Genomic DNA, 17569 nt, shown 5'->3' with positions numbered 1-17569 from the left:
TGTGCCTTCCTGCGGTGGTGAGTACGTGGGTGACCGGGGCTCAGCGGGCCACTGCGCGACTCGTCATATACATGTCGAACGCCTTCTGGAGCATCTTGCTCAGCGGGAAGTCCCACTCCCCCAGGTACTCGGCGGCCTGGCCGCCGGTGCCGACCTTGAAGCGGATCAGGCCGAAGAGGTGGTTGTTCTCGTCGAGGGTGTCGCTGATGCCCCGCAGGTCGTAGACGCGCGCACCCAGCGCATGGGCGTCGCGCATCATCTGCCACTGCACCGCGTTGCTCGGCTGCACCTCACGCTTGTGGCTGGCCGAGGCGCCGTAGGAGTACCAGATGTGGTTGCCGTTGCGCAGCATGGTGGTGGCGGCCAGCACCTCGCCGTCGTGGGCGGCCAGGTAGAGCCGCATGGTGTCCGGCGTCTCGGAGTTGAGCGCCTTCCACATGCCCTGGAAGTACGACAGCGGGCGGGGGATGAAGTGGTCGCGCTCACCGGTGTGCTTGTACAGCTCGTGGAAGATCGGCAGGTCCTCGAAGCGGCCCTGGAAGACCTGCACCCCGGCCTTCTCGCTCTTCTTGATGTTGCGGCGCCACTGCTGGTTCATGCCCTTGAGCACGTCGTCCGTGGTGCGGCCCTCCATCGGGACCTGGAACACATAGCGCGGCTGGCCGGCGGAGAAGCCGCCGCCCTCCTCGTCCTCGCTCTGCAGCCAGCCCATCCGACGCAGCCGGTCGACCACCTCGAAGGCGCGCGGCTCGTAGACGTCGGCCTCGATGTCCCGCAGCCGCTTGGCGGTCTTGCCGGCAATGGCCTGCTTGATGGACTCCGCGTTCCAGCGGCGGATGATCACCGGCGGGCCCATCTTCACCGAGAAGGCGCCCTTGGCCTTCAGGTGGGCCAGCATCGGCTGAAGCCAGCGCTCCAGGTCCGGGTCGAACCAGTTGATCACCGGGCCCTCGGGCAGATAGGCCAGGAAGCGCTTGAGCTTCGGCAACTGGCGGTAGAGGACCAGCCCGACACCGACCAGCCGGTCCTGCTCGTCGAACCAGCCGAGGCTCTCCGGACGCCACTCGGCCTTCACGCCGCCCCACGCCGGAACCTGCATGTGGCTGGCGGAGGGCAGGCCGTTGATGAAGGCCAGGTGCTCCTCACGGCTGATGGTGCTCAGGCGCAGGCTCATGGATCGCGAGCTCCTCGTGCGGCGATTGGTGATCGAGGTTGAGCCTACCTGCCGCCACGGCGCGCCCCCTAGGTCTGCGGGCTGACACCGCACCCCGCCGGATCGGCCCTCGGCCGGACGGGCGGCCCGCCCGCGGAGGGACCGGGTGCTCCCCGGGGTCAGGGCACCACGGTGACCGGCCAGCGTCCGGCCTTCACCAGCCGCACCGCGACCGAGCCGACGATGCGGTGCCCGGCGTGCTCGGACGCCCCGACGACCACCGCATCGGCCCGCAGCCGGTCGGCGGTGGTCACCAGTCCGGTGTAGGGGTCACCGGGGAAGGTGTGGAACTCCCAGCGGATGTGCTCATGGTCACCGAAGCGCTTCACCGACAGCCGGATGTACTGGAGCAGTTCCTCCGCGACCTGCTGCCCGGCCTCCAGCAGGCTGCCGCCCATGCCCGAGGAGCCGGCCGCCATCACCGGCTGCACATAGACCAGCACCAGCAGGGCGCCCTGCCTGCGGGCGAGCCCGGCCGCGTAGGCGGCGGCCCGCCACGAGGAGTCCGAGCCGTCCACCCCGGCCACGATCTTCTTCGGGCCGTCGACGCCGTACTCGAATCCCTGCCGCTGCGGTGCTTCCTCCGTCACGGCCCGAGCCTATCCGGACCCGGCCAAATCCAGTCCACAGCGGTCAGTTCCGATCAGAGAGCACCATCGCCGGACCCACGCCAACCCGCCGAACCGCCGACCGGGTCAGCCGACGTGGCGGGCGCGGCGCGGGCGGTACTCCACCAGCGTGAGGGCGAGCGAGACATACCGCTCGACCAGATCGTCCACCGTGAGCTCGCCCTCGGGGCGGTACCACTGGGAGACGGCATTGCACATGGCCAGCACCGCGCGGCGGGCATCCGCCGGGTGCGGGGTACGGAAGACACCCCGGGCGCAGCCGTCGTCGACGACCTGCTGGAACATCCGGCTGGCGGCGGCCTGGCGGCGGCGGAAGGCGGCCCGCTGCTCCTCGTTGAGGCTGCGGTCCTCCGTCAGCTCGACGCTGCTGCGGTCGCGCTGCCCGGCCCGGAACCGGACGGTGGCCTCGACCAGCGCCTCCAACCGCTCGCCCGGATCGTCGCCGGTGGCCGCCAGGGCGGTGTCGCAGGCCCGGCGGAACCGGTCCATGCCCTCGTCCAGGATCGTGTACAGCAGTTCCTGCTTGCCGCCGTAGTAGTGGTAGAGCGCGGAGAGGCTGACCCCGGCCCGCTGGGCGATGTCGCGGATCGAGGTGCCGCCGTAGCCATGCTCGGCGAACTCCTGCCGGGCCGCCTCCAGCAGGGCGCGGTGGCCCGGGGGCCGCGCGGTCTCCCCGTCCACGTCAGTTCCCATCCACGTCACCCACGTCCCGGCACTGATCGAGCGTTCGGCATTCTAGCCGTCAGCGGCCGAGAAGCGCCCTGGACAGTGCTGCTACTGGCGATTAACTTAACAAGCGTTCGCCCATCGACCGCCCAGAAGGGACCCTGTCGTGCGCCGCACCGTCTACACCGAGGACCACGAGACCTTCCGGGCGACCGTCCGTGACTTCGTCGCCAAGGAGGTCGTGCCGGTCCACGCCGAGTGGGAGCAGGCCGGGCACGCACCGCGCGACTTCTACCGCAAGCTCGGTGAGCTGGGCATCTTCGGCATCGAGGTGCCCGAGGAGTACGGCGGCGCCGGGATGGGCGGCTTCAAGTACCAGGCCGTGGTCACCGAGGAGACCATGCGCGCCGGGGTGAGCTTCGGCAGCGCGGGCGTGCACACCGGCCTGGTGCTGCCGTATCTGCTGGAGTACGCCGGCGAGGAGCAGAAGAAGCGCTGGCTGCCCGGCTTCGTCTCCGGCGACCTGATGACCGCCATCGCCATGACCGAGCCCGGCACCGGCTCCGACCTGGCGGGCATCGCCACCACCGCCCGGCTCTCGGCGGACGGCACCCACTACGTCCTCAACGGCGCCAAGACCTTCATCACCGGCGGCGTCCAGGCCGATCTGATGCTGGTGGTCTGCCGCACCTCCCCGGCCACCCCGGAGGACCGCCGGGCCGGCCTGTCGATCCTCTGCGTGGACACGGCCTCCCCCGGCTACACGGTCGGCCGCAAGCTGGAGAAGATCGGCCTGCGCAGTTCGGACACCGCCGAGCTGTCCTTCAGCGACGTCCGGGTGCCGGTGGAGAACCTGCTCGGCGAAGAGGGCCGGGCCTTCTCGTACCTCACCCACAACCTGGTCCAGGAGCGGCTGGCCATCGCGGTGGGCGGCTACGCCTCCGCCGCCGCCGCGGTCGGCTTCGCCGTGCGCTACGTCAAGGACCGCCAGGTCTTCGGCCGCACGGTGGCCGAGTTCCAGAACACCAAGTTCGTGCTCGCGGAGTGCGCCGCCGAGGTGGAGGCCGCAGAGTCGATGGTGGACCGCGCGCTGGAGCTGCACGAGACCGGCGAGCTGACCCCGGCCGACGCCGCCAAGCTGAAGCTGTTCTGCACGGAGGTGTCCGGCCGGGTGATCGACAAGTGCCTCCAGCTGCACGGCGGCTACGGCTACATCCTGGAGTACCCGATAGCCCGGCTGTACACCGACGCCCGGGTCACCCGGATCTACGGCGGCACCAGCGAGGTCATGAAGACCGTCATCGCCAAGTCCCTCGGCCTGTAAGGGCCGCCGGACCCGAGGACCCCGGAGGGGAGCACCATGCGACTCGGCGGCAGCCCGACCGGCCCACCCCCGGCCGGCCCGTCCCCGGCCGTCAGCACCGCCCCCGCCGCCCGCACCCGGCAGCGGCCGGGCGGCCCGCACCGGACGGGGCGCTGAGCATGGCCGGCCCGCTCACCGGGGTCCGGGTGGTGGAGCTGGGCGGCATCGGCCCCGGCCCGTTCGCCGGGATGCTGCTGGCCGACCTGGGCGCCGAGGTGGTCCGGGTCGACCGGCCGCAGGAGCCCGCCCCGCCCGGCCACTCGGTGCTGCTGCGCGGCCGCCGCTCCCTGGCGGCCGACCTCAAGGACCCCGAGGGCGCCGCCGCCGTGCTGCGCGTCATCGATACCGCCGACGCCCTGATCGAGGGCTTCCGGCCCGGTGTCGCGGAGCGGCTGGGCCTCGGCCCGGCCGCGTGCCTGGCCCGCAATCCCCGCCTGGTGTACGGGCGGATGACCGGCTGGGGGCAGGACGGGCCGCTGGCCGGCACCGTCGGCCATGACATCAACTACATCGCGCTCACCGGGGCGCTGCACGCCATCGGCCCGGCCGGCGGCGACCCGGTGGTGCCGCTCAACCTGGTCGGTGACTTCGGCGGCGGCGGCATGCTGCTGGCGCTCGGCCTGGTCAGCGGGGTCCTGCGGGCCCGCGCCGACGGCCGGGGCCAGGTGGTGGACGCCGCCATGACCGACGGCAGCGCCCTGCTGCTCGCCATGGCGTACGGCCTGCTGGGCCAGGGCCTGTGGAGCGAGCAGCGCGGCAGCAGCCTGTTCACCGGTGCCGCGCCCTTCTACACCACCTACCGCTGCGCCGACGGCCGGCATGTCGCGGTGGGCGCCATCGAGCCGCGCTTCCACCGGGCGCTGCTGGACGGCCTGGGGCTGGCGGGTGACGCCGACCTCGCGGCGCAGTACGACCCGGAGCGCTGGCCGGACCAGCGGAAGCGGCTGGCGGCGGTCTTCGCCACCCGTACGCGGGAGGAGTGGGCGGCGCACTTCGCGTCCACCGAGGCGTGTGTCACCCCGGTGCTGTCGCTCACCGAGGCGCCGGGGCATCCGCACAACGCGGCCCGCCGCACCCAGCTGACCGGCGGCGGCCCGGTCCGCCCGGCCCCGGCCCCCCGTTTCTCCGGCACCCCGGCCGCCGAGCCGCCCGCCGCGCCGCAGCCGGGCGCCGACACCCGTGCCGTGCTGGCGGCGGCCGGGCTGACCGGTGCCGAGATCGACCGCCTGGCCGCACGCGGCGTCATCGCCGTCCACCCCGGGCATCCTGACCCCGACGGCCCCGACGGCCCCGACGGCCCCACCGAGCCCGGCTGCCCCGAAACCGGCCCCGAACCCAACCCCGAACCCAACCCCGAAACCCGCCCGGAAACCCGTTCCGGCCGGCCCGATCCCCGAGGAGACCACCGCCATGCGTGACGCAGTCATCGTCGATGCCGTACGCACCCCCGTCGGCCGCCGTGGCGGCGCGCTGGCCGGGGTGCACCCGGCCGACCTCTCCGCCCATGTCCTCACCGCGCTGGCCGCGCGCAACGACCTGGACCCGGCGCTGGTGGACGACGTGGTCTGGGGCTGCGTCACCCAGATCGGCGAGCAGACCGCCTGCATCGGCCGCTACGCGGTGCTGGCGGCGGGCTGGCCGGAGGAGGTGCCGGCGGTGACCGTCGACCGGCAGTGCGGCTCGTCCCAGCAGGCGGTGCACCAGGCCGCCGCCGGGGTGATCGCCGGGCAGTACGACATCGCGGTGGCCGGCGGCGTGGAGTCGATGACCCGGGTGCCGATGGGCTCCTCCTGGGCCGGCGGCGCCTTCGGCGACCCGTACGGGCCGCTGGCCCGAGCCCGCTACGACGGCTTCGAGTTCAACCAGGGCGTCGGCGCGGAGCTGATCGCCGCCGAGTACGGCCTGACCCGCGCCGAGCTGGACGAGTACGCGTTGGCCTCGCACGCCAAGGCGGCCCGCGCCATCGACGAGGGCCGGTTCCAGGGGCAGACCACCCCGGTCCCCGTCACCGGACCGGACGGCGGGCAGCGGCTGTTCGACACCGACGAGGGGGTGCGGCGCGGCTCCACCCCGGAGAAGCTGGCGGCCCTGAAGACGCCGTTCCAGGCCGACGGCGTGGTCTCGGCGGGCAATGCCTCGCAGATCTCCGACGGCTCGGCCGCGCTGCTGGTCACCGCCGGCGAGATCGCCGCCCGGCACGGCTGGTCCCCGCTCGCCCGGGTGCACACCGCGACCGTGGTCGGCGCCGATCCGATCACCATGCTGAAGGGTCCGATCCCGGCCACCGCCAAGGTGCTCAAGCGGTCCGGTCTCGCCCTGGGCGACATCGGCGCCTTCGAGGTCAACGAGGCATTCGCCTCGGTCACCCTGGCCTGGCTGCGGGAGACCGGCGCCGACCCGGCCCTGCTCAACCCGAACGGCGGCGCCATCGCCCTCGGCCACCCGCTGGGCGGTTCCGGTGCCCGCCTGATGACCACACTGCTGCACCACATGCGCGAGGAGGGCATCCGCTACGGGCTCCAGACCATGTGCGAGGGCGGCGGCATGGCCAACGCCACCATCCTCGAACTGCTCTGACCTGCGGGAGCGGGCCGCCCCGTCACCCGCCGATGCCGGTCACATAGCGTCACCGGTCACATGGCCAGATAGGCGTGGCGGTGGGTGGTCTCCTCGATCTCGCCGCCCGCCTTGGCCAGCAGCTGGCGGGCCAGGTCGTCCAGCGCACGGGCGGCGGCGACCTCCTCACCGACCCGCTGCTGGGTGGGGTCGTCGGGGTGGCGGGTGGCGTGTCCGTGCGCCCGCACCTCGTTGCCGTCCCGCAGCCGCAGCAGCGCGGCCGCCTTGGTCCGGCCGCCCCGCTCGCTGAACTCCAACTCGATGTGCCATCCGGCCAGCGTCCGAGTCTGGGTCTGGGTCTGGGTCCTGGACTCCGTCTGGGTCGCCATCGCGATCACCTCCGCACAGATAGGCCCCCTCCCAGAGTGCCCCCGCGACCGGCGTCCCCACCACCCTCCCCATCGGCCGCCGGTGCATCGGCCGCCGGTGCATCATGGGAGACATGCCGGAATCACCCGAAGTGCAGGCCCTGGCCGACCACCTCGGCGAGCGGACGGTGGGCCGTACCGTGCAGCGGCTGGAGGTGGTCGCCTTCCAGGCGCTGAAGACCTTCGACCCGCCGCCGTCCGCACTGCACGGCCGTAGGGTCACCGCCGTGACCAGGCACGGCAAGTTCCTGGACCTGGACGCGGACGGCCTGCACCTGGTGCTGCACCTGGCCAGGGCGGGCTGGGTCCGCTGGAGCGATTCGCTGCCGGCCACCCCGCCGAAGCCGGGCCGGGGCCCGCTGGCGCTGCGGCTGCTGCTGGACGACGGCTCCGGCTGGCAGGTGACCGAGCAGGGCACCACCAAGCGGCTGGCCGCCTATGTCGTACCGGACCCGGCGCAGGTCCCCGGGATCGCCCGGCTGGGCCCCGACCCGCTGGCCGAGGGCTTCTCCCGGGCCGACCTGGCCGCCGTCACCGCCGGCCGCAGCGTCCGGCTCAAGGGCCTGCTCACCGATCAGTCGCTGCTCGCCGGGGTCGGCAACGCGTACTCCGACGAGGTGCTGCACACCGCCCGGCTCTCCCCGTACGCGCTGGCGTCCAGCCTGGACGAGGAGCAGTCGGACCGGCTGTACGCGGCGCTGCGCACCGTGCTGCACGACGCCGTGGAGCGGGCGCGCGGTCTGGCCGCCGGGGAGCTGAAGGCGGAGAAGAAGGCGGGGCTGCGGGTGCACGGCCGGGCGGGTGAGCCGTGCCCGGTGTGCGGCGACACCGTCCGGCAGGTGGTCTTCGCGGAGTCCTCGCTCCAGTACTGCCCGACCTGCCAGACCCGGGGCCGGGTGCTGGCCGACCGCCGGCTGTCGCGCCTGCTGAAGTGACCCCCACCTGCTGGAGTGCGCCGGGGCATCGGCTCAGCGCGGCGTCGGCAGTACGGCGAAGCCGATCAGCCCCTCCGGCGGCTGGTCGCGGACCTCGACCCGGTCGACGGCGGCGGCGGGCGGCCCCTGCCGGGCCCAGGCGACCAGCTGCCGGACGGCGTCGGCGGGGCCCTCGAAAACGGCCTGGACGGTACCGTCCGGCAGGTTGCGCACCCAGCCGGCCACGCCCAGCCCGGCCGCCCGCGACCGGCAACTGTCCCGGTAGCACACCCCCTGGACGGTGCCGTGCACGATCACCTGTCTGCGGATCACCTGGTCGTTGATCATCGCCACCTCCAGCCGCTCGGGTAACCCCGACGGCGCGGAGTATGCCACCGCCCGGGAGCCGCCCGGCCGAGCCGCACCGGCGGACATGGCGCGGCCGCCCGGCGACCAGGTCACCGGGCGGCCGTGAGGAGGTGTCAGGCCGACTGCGCGGTACGGCCGCGCCGCAGCTGCATGCCGAGGGCGACGACGGCGGTGACCGCACCGAGCACGCCGACGGCGTGTGCCAGGGAGCCGATCCCGGCCTTGGCGCCGAGCAGCACCAGCGGGCAGAGGAACTCACCGAGGAAGAAGGCGGAGTTCCACATGCCGGTGCCGCGCCCCCGGTCGGCGAACTTCAGCAGCGCCATGGTGCGGGTCAGCAGGGTGGGCAGCAGCATGCCGGTACCGAAGCAGTTGACCACCGCGCCGATCACCAGCAGCGGGGTGTTGCCCGCGAAGGCCATGATGCCGAAGCCGACGGCGCACAGCCCGAAGACGCCGGGCAGCAGCTTCTCCGGCCGCCCGGCGGCCAGTCGGCTGAAGGTGACCGCGCCGGCCACGGTGGAGGCGCTGGCGATGGCGGTGGCCAGGCCGATGGCGCTGGTGGCGGTGACGTTCAGGTCGTCCAGCAGGTAGGACATCTCCACCGGGACGGTGTAGAAGACGCCCGCGCCGAAGAAGGTGAGCACGCACGGCCAGGCCAGCCGCCGCCACGGGAAGGGCGCCCGCTCCCCGGCGGCCGGGTCGGAGGCGTCCGACTGGTCGGCGGCCTGCGGCGGCCTGCGCAGCGCATGGGCCATCAGCGGGGCGATCAGCAGGCTGACGCCGTACGCCCAGAAGGGGGCGCGCCAGCCGCCGGAGCCCAGCGCGCCGCCGAGCGCGAAGAAGAGGGTGGCCGAGACGGCGGAGCACATGGTCTGCAGGGCCAGGTAGCGGTCCCGGGCCGCGCCGGAGTAGTAGTCGCCGATCAGGGTGGTGCAGCAGGTCATGATGGCGGCCTCGGCCACGCCGACCAGGGCGCGGCTGGCCACGATGGCGCCGAGCGAGTCGAGCCAGAGCGGCGCGGTGCCGAAGACGGCGTAGACCAGGGTGGCGCCGATCAGCAGCTGCTTGCGGCCGAAGCGGTCGGCGACGGTCCCGGCGAAGGGGGCCAGGATCGCCAGCGAGAGGGCCGGGATGGTCAGCGCCATCGGTACCAGCGCGTCGGCGCCCGAGACGTTCTCGAAGTGGTCCTGCATCCGGGGCAGTACGGGGGCGATGAGCACCGCGCCGAGGATGGGCAGGCAGCTGCCCACCATCAGCAGGACGGCCTGGAGCGGGCCCGCGGCGCGGTCCTCGGCCGGATCGGGCGCGGCGGCGGGCGGTGGCACACGGGTGCCCGTCTGGGGGGCGGATGCGGTCATGGTCGTCGTCTCCGGCTGGGCGCGGGCAGGGGCGTCGCCCCAGCGCGGATCGAGGCGGTGGCGGGTGCGACGGGGTTGCCGTGGCGGCACTGCCACAACTTTGATCATCATGCTGGCCGGAGTTGCACGCCGCATAGACCGTTTTTGATCGATTCCCTAAATGGTGATCATTCATCCGATGGATGGCACATCGCCCCGCCGACCCGCGCCGCGATCTCCCGCAGCCAGCGGTGCGCGGCGTCCTGGCCGTGCGCCGGGTGCCACCACCTGGCCTCCTGCACCGGTACGGCCTCGAACGGGCAGGGCGGCGTCCGCAGCGGCGCCGCCGTTGGCGGGCTGGCCGCTCCCGGATGAGCGCGACCCTATGCGTTCCGGCCACCAGCGCCGGCAGCGGTGGGAAGCTCTCCGCCGACACCTCGACCTGCGGTTCCAGCCCCGGCAGGCTCAGCCGCCGGGCCGCCGGCGCGCCGTACGGCCGCTGGCGGACCGCCCAGGGCAGTCGGCCCGGTCGTCCAGGGTGGGGGCGCCGTCCAGCTCGGGACGGTCGTCGGCCGGCAGGCGGAGCCAGCGGTCCCGGTGGAGCTCCACGGCGGCGAATCCGCTGATCACCCCGTACGTCATCAGCAGCCCGTCGACGGCGCCGAGCGTACCGCCGCTGCCGTCCACGCTCCCCGGCCCGACCTGGCGGAAAGTCAACCGTACGCCGGGTGCCTCGGCGTGGATCGCGCGAGCCGGCGCCGCGCCGAAGACCGCCACCGCGTAGTCGGACGGCGACAGGGTGAACTCCCGCTGCTCGCGCTGCGGATCGAAGTGCGGCCGGCTGGTGGACGGGCGCTCCAGCAGGTCGCAGGCGGTCCCGGCGCGGGTGAGCAGCACGGCGCTCAGCGGGGTCGGCTGCTGCGCGACGGCGCTGTGCCGGAGGGCGGTGTCACCGACCCGGGCGTCCCACGCACCCGCCGCGTCGCGAGGCCGGCCCCGGTCCGCTCGGCCCGACAGCCGGTGTCCGGTTGCGGCCGCCGGGACACGTTCCGGCCGTCCTGCCGCATCCGGTGGACGCCGCCGGAGCCCAGCCGATACTGCTGGGTCCGCTCGCCCGTTCGAGCAGCCCATCGGCCCAGCCCGCCCGACCAGCCCAGCCCGTTCCGCAGAAGGAGCCACGCCCCATGCCACCCCGCCTGCTGACCCATCTGCGCCATGTCGATCTGGCCGTGCCCGACTACGACCGGCAGCTCGACTTCTACGCCGGCGTCTGGGGCCTGACCCGGGTCGCCGAGGACTCCGGCATCTCCTTCCTGGCCGCCGAGGGCTCCCCGGAGCAGTACGTCGTACGGCTGCGCCGGGCCGAGGAGAAGCGCCTGGACCTGGTCGCCTTCGGCGCCGCCGACCCGGCCGACGTGGACGCCCTGGCCGAGCGGCTGCTCGCCGCCGGGGTGCGGCTGATCACCCGGCCGGGCACCCTGGACACCCCGGGCGGCGGCTACGGATTCCGGTTCTTCGACGTGGACGGCCGCACCGTGGAGGTCTCGGCCGACGTCGCCGCGCGGCGGCACCGCAAGGTGGCGGAGAAGGAGTCCGTACCGGTCCGCCTCTCCCATGTGGTGCTGAACTCCGCCGACCTGGACCGCACCCGCGCCTGGTACCAGCAGCACCTGGACTTCGCGCTCTCCGACACCCTCAGCTCACCGCACCTGGGCGATGTGATGCACTTCATGCGGATCAACCCGCAGCACCACAGCCTGGCGCTCGCCAAGGGCCCGCACACCTCGCTGCACCACATCTCCTTCGAGCTGCGCGGCATCGACGAGTACCTGCGGGGCACCGGCCGCCTGCTGCGGGCCGGGGTGCGGAAGATCTGGGGCCCCGGCCGCCATCTGGCGGGCGACAACACCTTCTCGTACTTCCTCGACCCGCACGGCAACACGGTGGAGTACACCACCGAGCTGGAGCAGTTGGACGAGGACGCCTGGCACCCGCACGTCTACGACTTCTCCCAGCCCGAGGTCACCGACCAGTGGGGCACCGCCAATCCGATGGACGAGCTGGTCGCCAGGGAGTCCTTCAACGACGTGGATCGCGGCGTTTTCGTCGCCCCACCGGTCTGACGGGGCCGGGCCGGAAAAACGGCAGCGGGCCCCGTACTCGCGTACGGGGCCCGCTGCTGCACGGCCATGCGGCCGGAGCTCATCGGGTCAGATGAGGGTGATGTTCTCCGCCTGCGGGCCCTTCTGGCCCTGCGTGACGTCGAACTGGACCTTCTGGCCCTCCTGGAGCTCACGGAAGCCCTGGGCGTTGATGTTCGAGTAGTGAGCGAAAACGTCGGCGCCGCCGCCGTCCTGCTCGATGAAGCCGAAGCCCTTTTCGCCGTTGAACCACTTCACGGTGCCAGTAGCCATTTTTCTCTCCTTCAGGGTGCAGTGCCGGGGCCCGCACCTTACGGGTCCCGTGTCGCCGCGATGATTTCCCCACCGGAAAGACGCACCGGAAAAAACAAAAGTGCGCCCGTTGGTCACAACCAGCAGGCGCACACACAAGTTCATGGGAACCACAACTGCAACTGATAACGACCTTAGCACGGTCGGCACGTCAGTGGGAGGAACACTTTTTCCGGCGCGCCGTGCCGACCGGTGCCGACCGGCGGCCGGGACGGCGGCGGTGTGCCCGCCGCCCCGGCCGCCGCAAGCCGCTGCCGTCACATGTTGATCATGTGCCCGGCCAGCCCGTGGACGGCCTCCTTGACGGCCTCCCCGAGCGTCGGGTGGGCATGGACGTTGCGGGCCACCTCGTGGACGGTCAGGTCCCACTGCTGGGCGAGGGTGAGCTCGGGCAGCAGCTCGGTCACCTCGGGCCCGATCAGGTGGGCGCCCAGCAGCTCGCCGTGCCGCCCATCGCTGATGATCTTGACGAAGCCCACCGGGTCACCCAGCCCGTGCGCCTTGCCGTTCGCCGTGAACGGGAACTTCTGCACCCGCACGTCGAAGCCGCGCTCCCGGGCCTGCGCCTCCGTCCAGCCGAAGCTGGCGACCTGCGGCTGGCAGTAGGTGGCGCGCGGGATCATCACATAGTCCAGCTCCATCGTCTCGGCGTCCGCGATGGTCTCGGCCGCCACCATCGCCATCGCCTCGGCGGCGTGCGCCAGCATCAGCTTCGCGGTGACGTCACCGATGGCGAAGATGTGCGGCACACTCGTCCGGCACCGGGCGTCCACCTCGACGGCGCCGCGCTCGTTCAGCGCCACCCCGGTGTTCTCCAGGCCGTAGCCGGTGACCCGTGGCTGGAAACCGATGGCCTGGAGCACCTTGTCCGCCTCCAGCGTCTGCCGCTGGCCACCGGTCGACACATGGACCAGCACCCGGTCCCCGGAGTCGTCGATCGACTCGACCCGGGTGGAGGTGAGCACATTGATCCCCAGCTTGCGGTAGCGCTTGGCCAGCTCGGCGGAGACCTCGGCGTCCTCCAGCGGCACCACCCGGTCCAGGAACTCGACCAGCGTCACCTGCACCCCGTAGTTGTGCAGCACATAGGCGAACTCCACGCCGATGGCCCCCGCACCGGCGATCACGATGCTGCCGGGCAGCCGGTCGCTGAGGATCTGCTCCTCGTACGTCACCACCCGCTCGCTCAGCGAGGTGCCCGGCAGCAGCCGGGTGGAGGCGCCGGTGGCCAGAATGCAGTGGTCGAAGGTGAGGGTCTGCACCTCGCCGTCCGCGCCGGTCACCGTCATGGTGTGGGCGTCGGTGAAGCGCCCGGTGCCGTGGTACTCCGGGATGCCGTTCTTCTTCATCAGGTAGTGCACGCCCTTGACCCGGCCCTCGGCCACCCGGCGGCTGCGGGCGAACGCCTCGCCGTAGTCAAAGCTGACCTGCCCGTCCACCCGGATGCCGAAGGTCTTGGCCTCCTGCGTGAAGATGTGCGCCAGCTCGGCGTTGCGCAGCAGCGCCTTGGACGGGATGCAGCCGACGTTGAGGCAGACCCCGCCCCAGTACCGCTCCTCGACCACGGCCACGCTGAGTCCGAGCTGCGCGCTCCGGACGGCGGCGGTGTACCCGCCGGGGCCGGCACCGAGAACTACGACGTCAAAGTGTCCACTCATGGGAAGCACGATAGGCCGACGGCGGCCACCATGCCGCCGGAGTCGGTGAACGTCGGCCATCGCCGCCGACGGGCGGCAGGATGGGGTACGGCCCGGCGGCGATCGGCCCGGCGGCGGCGGAAGAGGAAGAGGTGGTGGGCCCGTGCGGTCCCGGCAGCAGGCGGCGCCCGTGATCACCGGCGGCACCCCCGGCTCATTCCCCTGGCGGGTCTTCCACGAGCGGCACCCGCTGCTGCTGCGCCAGGTCGCGGACGGCCTCCCGTACGGGCCCGCGCAGCGGCGGGAGCTGGAGCGGCTGCTCACCGAGTCCACCAGCGGCGTGATCGAGCCACTGGAGGAGGGCGCCCGGGACGCCACGCGCTGGGTGGCCTGGGGCGGTGGGGAGCAGTACGGGCGGCGCTGGACGGAGGCGCCGTTCCTCTGGGCGGAGAGCTACTTCTACCGGCGGCTGCTGTCCGCCGTCGGCTGGTTCGGCCCCGGGCCGTGGCAGGGCGTCGACCCGTTCGGGCCGGTCAAGGCCGCCGAGCTGGCCGGACCGGCGGTGGACGCCGAGCTGGCCGCCCTGGACGAGCTGGCGACGCTGCCGGACGAGCGGCAGGACCGCGCCCTGCTGCTCTCCTCGCTCTGGGGCAACCGCGCCGACCTGGGCTTCCGGCTCACCGCCGGGCCGGCCGCCGACGCCGGGGCCGACGCGGGGAGTCCGCTGCTCGGCGACGACAGCGCGCTGCTGCTTGCCGCGCTGGAGCAGCGGCCACCGGGCAGGCTGGCCCTGGTCGCGGACAACGCCGGGCGGGAGCTGCTGCCCGACCTGGTCCTGATCGACCGGCTGCTGCACACCGGCCGGGTCACGGCGGCCGACCTGCACGTCAAGCCCTGTCCGTACTACGTCTCCGACGCGACCACCGCCGACGCCGTCGCCGCCGTGCGGCGGCTGCGGGACGCCCCGGGGGCGGCCGGGCGGATCGGCGGGCGGCTGTGGCGGGCGCTGGCCGACGGCACGCTGCGGATCGGTACGCATCCCTTCTTCTCTGCGCCGCTGCCGTTCGAGGCGATGCCGGACGACCTGCGGGCCGCGTTGGGCTCGGCGGCGCTGACGGTGGTCAAGGGCGACCTCAACTACCGGCGGCTGGTCGGTGACCGGCACTGGCCGGTCGACACCCCGTTCGCCGCGCTCACCGGCTGGTTCCCGGGGGCGGTGGCGGCGCTGCGCACCCTGAAGTCCGAGGTCGCGGTGGGGGTCGATCCGGCGGTGGCGGCCCGGCTCGACGCGGCGGAACCGGGCTGGCGCACCAGCGGCGCCCATGCCGTCATCCAGCTCGGCGGGGCACTGGGGTGACGGGCGGGACGGGGGTGCAGCGTTCAACCTGTGAACGCTGTACGGGGGCTTGACCACCGGTCAGCGTTCTGGCTTCATGTGACGCATTGCACAATTGCCGGTTCGAGGGCGGCATGACCACCGGGATGCGCAACTTCATGGACGCATCCCGGCGCCGCCCGGGACCGGAGAGGGCCCGTTCGAGGCGGCCCGTTCAGTGGGACGCGTCGTCCTCCTGGTACCGCCGCTCACCGGTGGTCCGCCCCACGACGCGGACGGCACCGGGTGGCGGCGCGCATCCACCCCGCCCCGCCCGCGTCGGGGCTGCCCCCGGAGGTCCCCGCTCATGCAGCGATTGTCGTTCCGTCGCACGGCTGCCGTCCTCGGCGCCGTGCTGGCGGTCTGTTCCACGGCGGTCACGGCCGCCACGGTCGCCGGTCCGGCAGCGGCCGTCACCCCGCAGGCCGCCGCCGTACTCCCGTACCTCGACCCGTCGCAACCCGTCAGCGCCCGGGTCAGCGACCTGCTCTCCCGGATGACGCTGGACGACAAGATCGGCCAGATGACCCAGGCCGAGCGCGCCGCGCTGACCCCGCAGTCCGACCTGGCGACGTACCGGATCGGCTCGGTGCTCTCCGGCGGCGGCTCGGCGCCCAGCCCCAACACCGCCCAGTCCTGGGCGGACATGTACGACAGCTTCCAGCGCACCGCGCTCACCACCCCGCTGGCCATCCCGATGATCTACGGCGTGGACGCGGTGCACGGTGACAACAACGTGTACGGCGCGACCATGTTCCCGCACAACATCGGCCTCGGCGCCAGCCGCGATTCCGCGCTGGTCCAGCAGATCGGCCGCGCGGTGGCCGAGGAGATCTCCGGCACCGGTGTGGACTGGGACTTCGCGCCGTGCCTGTGCGTCGCCCGCAACGACCGCTGGGGCCGTACCTATGAGTCCTTCGGCGAGACGCCGGAGCTGCCCACCCTGATGACCTCGGAGATCACCGGCCTCCAGGGCGAGACGCTGGGCGGCCCGGCCTCGGTGCTGGCCACCGCCAAGCACTACATGGGCGACGGCGGCACCACCAACGGCACCGACCAGGGCGACACCCAGCTGTCCGAGGCCGACCTGCGCGCCATCCACCTGCCGCCGTTCAAGGCCGCCGTGGACCGGGGCGTCGGCGCGGTGATGGCCTCGTTCAGCAGCTGGAACGGCGTCAAGATGCACGGCAACAAGTACCTGCTCACCGATGTGCTCAAGGGCGAGCTGGGCTTCAAGGGCTTCGTGGTCTCCGACTGGGCGGCCATCGACCAGCTGGACGGGGCGGTCGGCTTCACCGCGTCCGAGATCAGCACCTCGATCAACGCGGGCATCGACATGGTGATGGTGCCCAACGACTACAAGCTGTTCATCAGCCTGCTGCGCGGCGAGGTGCAGAACGGGCACATCCCGATGTCCCGGATCGACGACGCCAACCGCCGCATCCTCACCAAGAAGTTCGAACTCGGCCTGTTCGAGCACCCGCTCACCGACCGCTCGTACACCTCCACCGTCGGCTCGACCGCACACCGGGCGCTGGCCCGGCAGGCCGTGCGGGAGTCGCAGGTGCTGCTGAAGAACGACGGGAACGTCCTGCCGCTGGCCAAGTCGGCGAAGATCTTCGTGGCCGGCAAGTCCGCCGACGACATCGGCAACCAGAGCGGCGGCTGGACCATCAGCTGGCAGGGCGCCAGCGGCAACATCACCCCCGGCACCACCGTGCTCCAGGGGATCAAGGCGACGGTCTCCGACCCGTCCAAGGTCACCTACAACCGGGACGGCACCGGCATCGACTCCAGCTACAACGTGGCGGTCGCGGTGATCGGCGAGACCCCGTACGCGGAGGGCCAGGGCGACCGGCCCGGCTCGCTGGGCCTGGACCAGACCGACCTCAACACCCTGGCCAAGCTGAAGGCCAGCGGCGTACCGGTGGTCGTGGTGCTGGTCTCCGGCCGCCCGCTGGACATCGCCGCGCAGCTGCCGGACTGGAAGGGGCTGGTGGCGGCCTGGCTGCCGGGCACCGAGGGGCAGGGCGTCGCGGACGTGCTGTTCGGTGACTACAACCCGACCGGCAAGCTGCCGATGTCGTGGATGCAGAGCGCCTCGCAGGAGCCGATCAACCAGGGCGACGGCAAGACCCCGCTCTTCGCGTACGGCTACGGGCTGAGCTACACCAAGACCCCGCCGACCAACCCGCCGACGACGCCGCCCACCACCCCGCCGACCACTCCTCCGACCACCCCGCCGACCACCCCGCCGACCACGCCGCCCACCACGCCGCCCGCCGGTGGCGCGGCCTGCTCGGCGGTGCTCACCGTGCCCAGCACCTGGAACGGCGGCTACCAGGCCGCCGTCACGGTGAAGAACTCCGGCAGCACCACCATCCAGGGCTGGAAGGTGACCTGGACGCTGCCCTCCGGCCAGACCATCCCCAGCCTGTGGAACGGCAACCTGACCCAGAGCGGCAGCAACGTCACCGTCACCAACCTCAGCTGGAACGGCACGCTGACCCCCGGCGCCACCACCGACTTCGGCTTCAACGGCGCCACCACCGGCAGCGGCGGCGCGGGACAGCCCACGCTGACCTGCACCCCCTCCTGAACCCCAGAACCCCTGACCCCTGGCAGC

General features: G+C 72.7%; 16 protein-coding genes. 7 read left to right on the top strand and 9 right to left on the bottom strand.

Features of this window, described 5'->3' with window-relative positions:
* Positions 1-40: 40 nt before the first annotated feature.
* From ACIQGZ_RS04445 to ACIQGZ_RS04435, 3 genes are all read right to left on the bottom strand, one after another.
* Entirely contained in the window at positions 41-1174 is a 1134-nt protein-coding gene (locus tag ACIQGZ_RS04445; protein WP_402599293.1) for a lipid II:glycine glycyltransferase FemX, read from the bottom strand.
* 158 nt (positions 1175-1332) lie between these two features.
* Positions 1333-1803 carry a universal stress protein gene (locus tag ACIQGZ_RS04440; protein WP_402599292.1) on the bottom strand — a complete coding sequence of 157 codons (471 nt, stop codon included), beginning with the start codon at positions 1801-1803 and terminating at the stop codon, positions 1333-1335.
* A gap of 105 nt (positions 1804-1908) precedes the next feature.
* Positions 1909-2535 (bottom strand): TetR family transcriptional regulator, encoded by a 627-nt coding sequence (locus tag ACIQGZ_RS04435; RefSeq protein ID WP_402599291.1) that lies wholly within the window; start codon positions 2533-2535, stop codon positions 1909-1911.
* A gap of 139 nt (positions 2536-2674) precedes the next feature.
* On the opposite strand from ACIQGZ_RS04435, the gene ACIQGZ_RS04430 reads away from it, so the two are divergent.
* From ACIQGZ_RS04430 to ACIQGZ_RS04420, 3 genes are all read left to right on the top strand, one after another.
* The gene (locus ACIQGZ_RS04430) at positions 2675-3832 is read left to right on the top strand and encodes an acyl-CoA dehydrogenase family protein (RefSeq protein WP_402599289.1); all 1158 of its coding nucleotides are present in this window, start codon (positions 2675-2677) and stop codon (positions 3830-3832) included.
* Positions 3833-3990: 158 nt separating this feature from the next.
* Positions 3991-5289 (top strand): CaiB/BaiF CoA transferase family protein, encoded by a 1299-nt coding sequence (locus ACIQGZ_RS04425; protein ID WP_402599287.1) that lies wholly within the window; start codon positions 3991-3993, stop codon positions 5287-5289.
* Complete coding sequence (locus ACIQGZ_RS04420) at positions 5282-6448, top strand: thiolase family protein (protein ID WP_402599286.1); 1167 nt, start codon at positions 5282-5284, stop codon at positions 6446-6448. The genes ACIQGZ_RS04425 and ACIQGZ_RS04420 overlap by 8 nt, the downstream gene beginning before the upstream one ends.
* A gap of 56 nt (positions 6449-6504) precedes the next feature.
* Here the strand turns inward: ACIQGZ_RS04420 and ACIQGZ_RS04415 are convergent, their stop codons facing one another.
* Positions 6505-6816, bottom strand: a complete 312-nt coding sequence (locus tag ACIQGZ_RS04415; RefSeq protein ID WP_402599285.1) for a dsRBD fold-containing protein — start codon at positions 6814-6816, stop codon at positions 6505-6507.
* A 113-nt stretch (positions 6817-6929) separates the two neighbouring features.
* On the opposite strand from ACIQGZ_RS04415, the gene ACIQGZ_RS04410 reads away from it, so the two are divergent.
* Positions 6930-7790: an Fpg/Nei family DNA glycosylase gene (locus ACIQGZ_RS04410; RefSeq protein WP_402599284.1), complete on the top strand. Its 861-nt coding sequence runs from the start codon at positions 6930-6932 to the stop codon at positions 7788-7790.
* Positions 7791-7823: 33 nt separating this feature from the next.
* On the opposite strand, the gene ACIQGZ_RS04405 is transcribed toward ACIQGZ_RS04410, so the two are convergent.
* The 3 genes from ACIQGZ_RS04405 to ACIQGZ_RS04395 all read right to left on the bottom strand — a co-directional run bounded on the left by ACIQGZ_RS04405 (position 7824) and on the right by ACIQGZ_RS04395 (position 10375).
* Positions 7824-8117, bottom strand: a complete 294-nt coding sequence (locus ACIQGZ_RS04405; RefSeq protein ID WP_402599283.1) for an acylphosphatase — start codon at positions 8115-8117, stop codon at positions 7824-7826.
* A 134-nt stretch (positions 8118-8251) separates the two neighbouring features.
* Positions 8252-9499 carry an MFS transporter gene (locus ACIQGZ_RS04400; RefSeq protein WP_402599281.1) on the bottom strand — a complete coding sequence of 416 codons (1248 nt, stop codon included), beginning with the start codon at positions 9497-9499 and terminating at the stop codon, positions 8252-8254.
* Positions 9500-9943: 444 nt separating this feature from the next.
* Positions 9944-10375, bottom strand: a complete 432-nt coding sequence (locus ACIQGZ_RS04395; protein WP_402599280.1) for a hypothetical protein — start codon at positions 10373-10375, stop codon at positions 9944-9946.
* Positions 10376-10662: 287 nt separating this feature from the next.
* Between ACIQGZ_RS04395 and ACIQGZ_RS04390 the strand changes: the two genes are divergently transcribed.
* On the top strand, positions 10663-11601 hold the full coding sequence (locus ACIQGZ_RS04390; protein ID WP_402599278.1) for a VOC family protein: 939 nt from the start codon (positions 10663-10665) through the stop codon (positions 11599-11601).
* Positions 11602-11688: 87 nt separating this feature from the next.
* Here ACIQGZ_RS04390 and ACIQGZ_RS04385 read toward each other — a convergent pair whose 3' ends face one another.
* Together ACIQGZ_RS04385 and lpdA are read right to left on the bottom strand one after the other, a co-directional pair.
* Positions 11689-11892, bottom strand: coding sequence for a cold-shock protein (locus ACIQGZ_RS04385; protein WP_402599276.1), 204 nt, complete (start codon positions 11890-11892; stop codon positions 11689-11691).
* A 296-nt stretch (positions 11893-12188) separates the two neighbouring features.
* Positions 12189-13589 carry a dihydrolipoyl dehydrogenase gene (gene lpdA / locus ACIQGZ_RS04380; protein WP_402599275.1) on the bottom strand — a complete coding sequence of 467 codons (1401 nt, stop codon included), beginning with the start codon at positions 13587-13589 and terminating at the stop codon, positions 12189-12191.
* A gap of 142 nt (positions 13590-13731) precedes the next feature.
* On the opposite strand from lpdA, the gene ACIQGZ_RS04375 reads away from it, so the two are divergent.
* Positions 13732-14925, top strand: a complete 1194-nt coding sequence (locus ACIQGZ_RS04375; RefSeq protein WP_402599274.1) for a damage-control phosphatase ARMT1 family protein — start codon at positions 13732-13734, stop codon at positions 14923-14925.
* 325 nt (positions 14926-15250) lie between these two features.
* Entirely contained in the window at positions 15251-17542 is a 2292-nt protein-coding gene (locus ACIQGZ_RS04370; protein ID WP_402599273.1) for a glycoside hydrolase family 3 N-terminal domain-containing protein, read from the top strand.
* Positions 17543-17569: the final 27 nt, after the last annotated feature.

The organism is Streptomyces sp. NPDC092296 (genome assembly GCF_044755465.1).
GTDB lineage: Bacteria > Actinomycetota > Actinomycetes > Streptomycetales > Streptomycetaceae > Peterkaempfera.
Note: the sequence above shows the minus strand (reverse complement) of the source record. Positions and strands in the feature narration are given on the sequence as shown.

Excerpts from the sequence above, each read along its gene's own strand:
- ACIQGZ_RS04425 (WP_402599287.1), top strand. The coding sequence starts at position 3,991 with ATGGCCGGCCCGCTCACCGGGGTCCGGGTGGTGGAGCTGGGCGGCATC.
- ACIQGZ_RS04410 (WP_402599284.1), top strand. The coding sequence starts at position 6,930 with ATGCCGGAATCACCCGAAGTGCAGGCCCTGGCCGACCACCTCGGCGAG.
- ACIQGZ_RS04370 (WP_402599273.1), top strand. The coding sequence starts at position 15,251 with ATGCAGCGATTGTCGTTCCGTCGCACGGCTGCCGTCCTCGGCGCCGTG.
- ACIQGZ_RS04420 (WP_402599286.1), top strand. The coding sequence starts at position 5,282 with ATGCGTGACGCAGTCATCGTCGATGCCGTACGCACCCCCGTCGGCCGC.
- ACIQGZ_RS04405 (WP_402599283.1), bottom strand. The coding sequence starts at position 8,117 with ATGATCAACGACCAGGTGATCCGCAGACAGGTGATCGTGCACGGCACC.
- ACIQGZ_RS04390 (WP_402599278.1), top strand. The coding sequence starts at position 10,663 with ATGCCACCCCGCCTGCTGACCCATCTGCGCCATGTCGATCTGGCCGTG.
- ACIQGZ_RS04435 (WP_402599291.1), bottom strand. The coding sequence starts at position 2,535 with ATGGGAACTGACGTGGACGGGGAGACCGCGCGGCCCCCGGGCCACCGC.
- ACIQGZ_RS04400 (WP_402599281.1), bottom strand. The coding sequence starts at position 9,499 with ATGACCGCATCCGCCCCCCAGACGGGCACCCGTGTGCCACCGCCCGCC.
- lpdA (WP_402599275.1), bottom strand. The coding sequence starts at position 13,589 with ATGAGTGGACACTTTGACGTCGTAGTTCTCGGTGCCGGCCCCGGCGGG.
- ACIQGZ_RS04445 (WP_402599293.1), bottom strand. The coding sequence starts at position 1,174 with ATGAGCCTGCGCCTGAGCACCATCAGCCGTGAGGAGCACCTGGCCTTC.
- ACIQGZ_RS04385 (WP_402599276.1), bottom strand. The coding sequence starts at position 11,892 with ATGGCTACTGGCACCGTGAAGTGGTTCAACGGCGAAAAGGGCTTCGGC.
- ACIQGZ_RS04415 (WP_402599285.1), bottom strand. The coding sequence starts at position 6,816 with ATGGCGACCCAGACGGAGTCCAGGACCCAGACCCAGACCCAGACTCGG.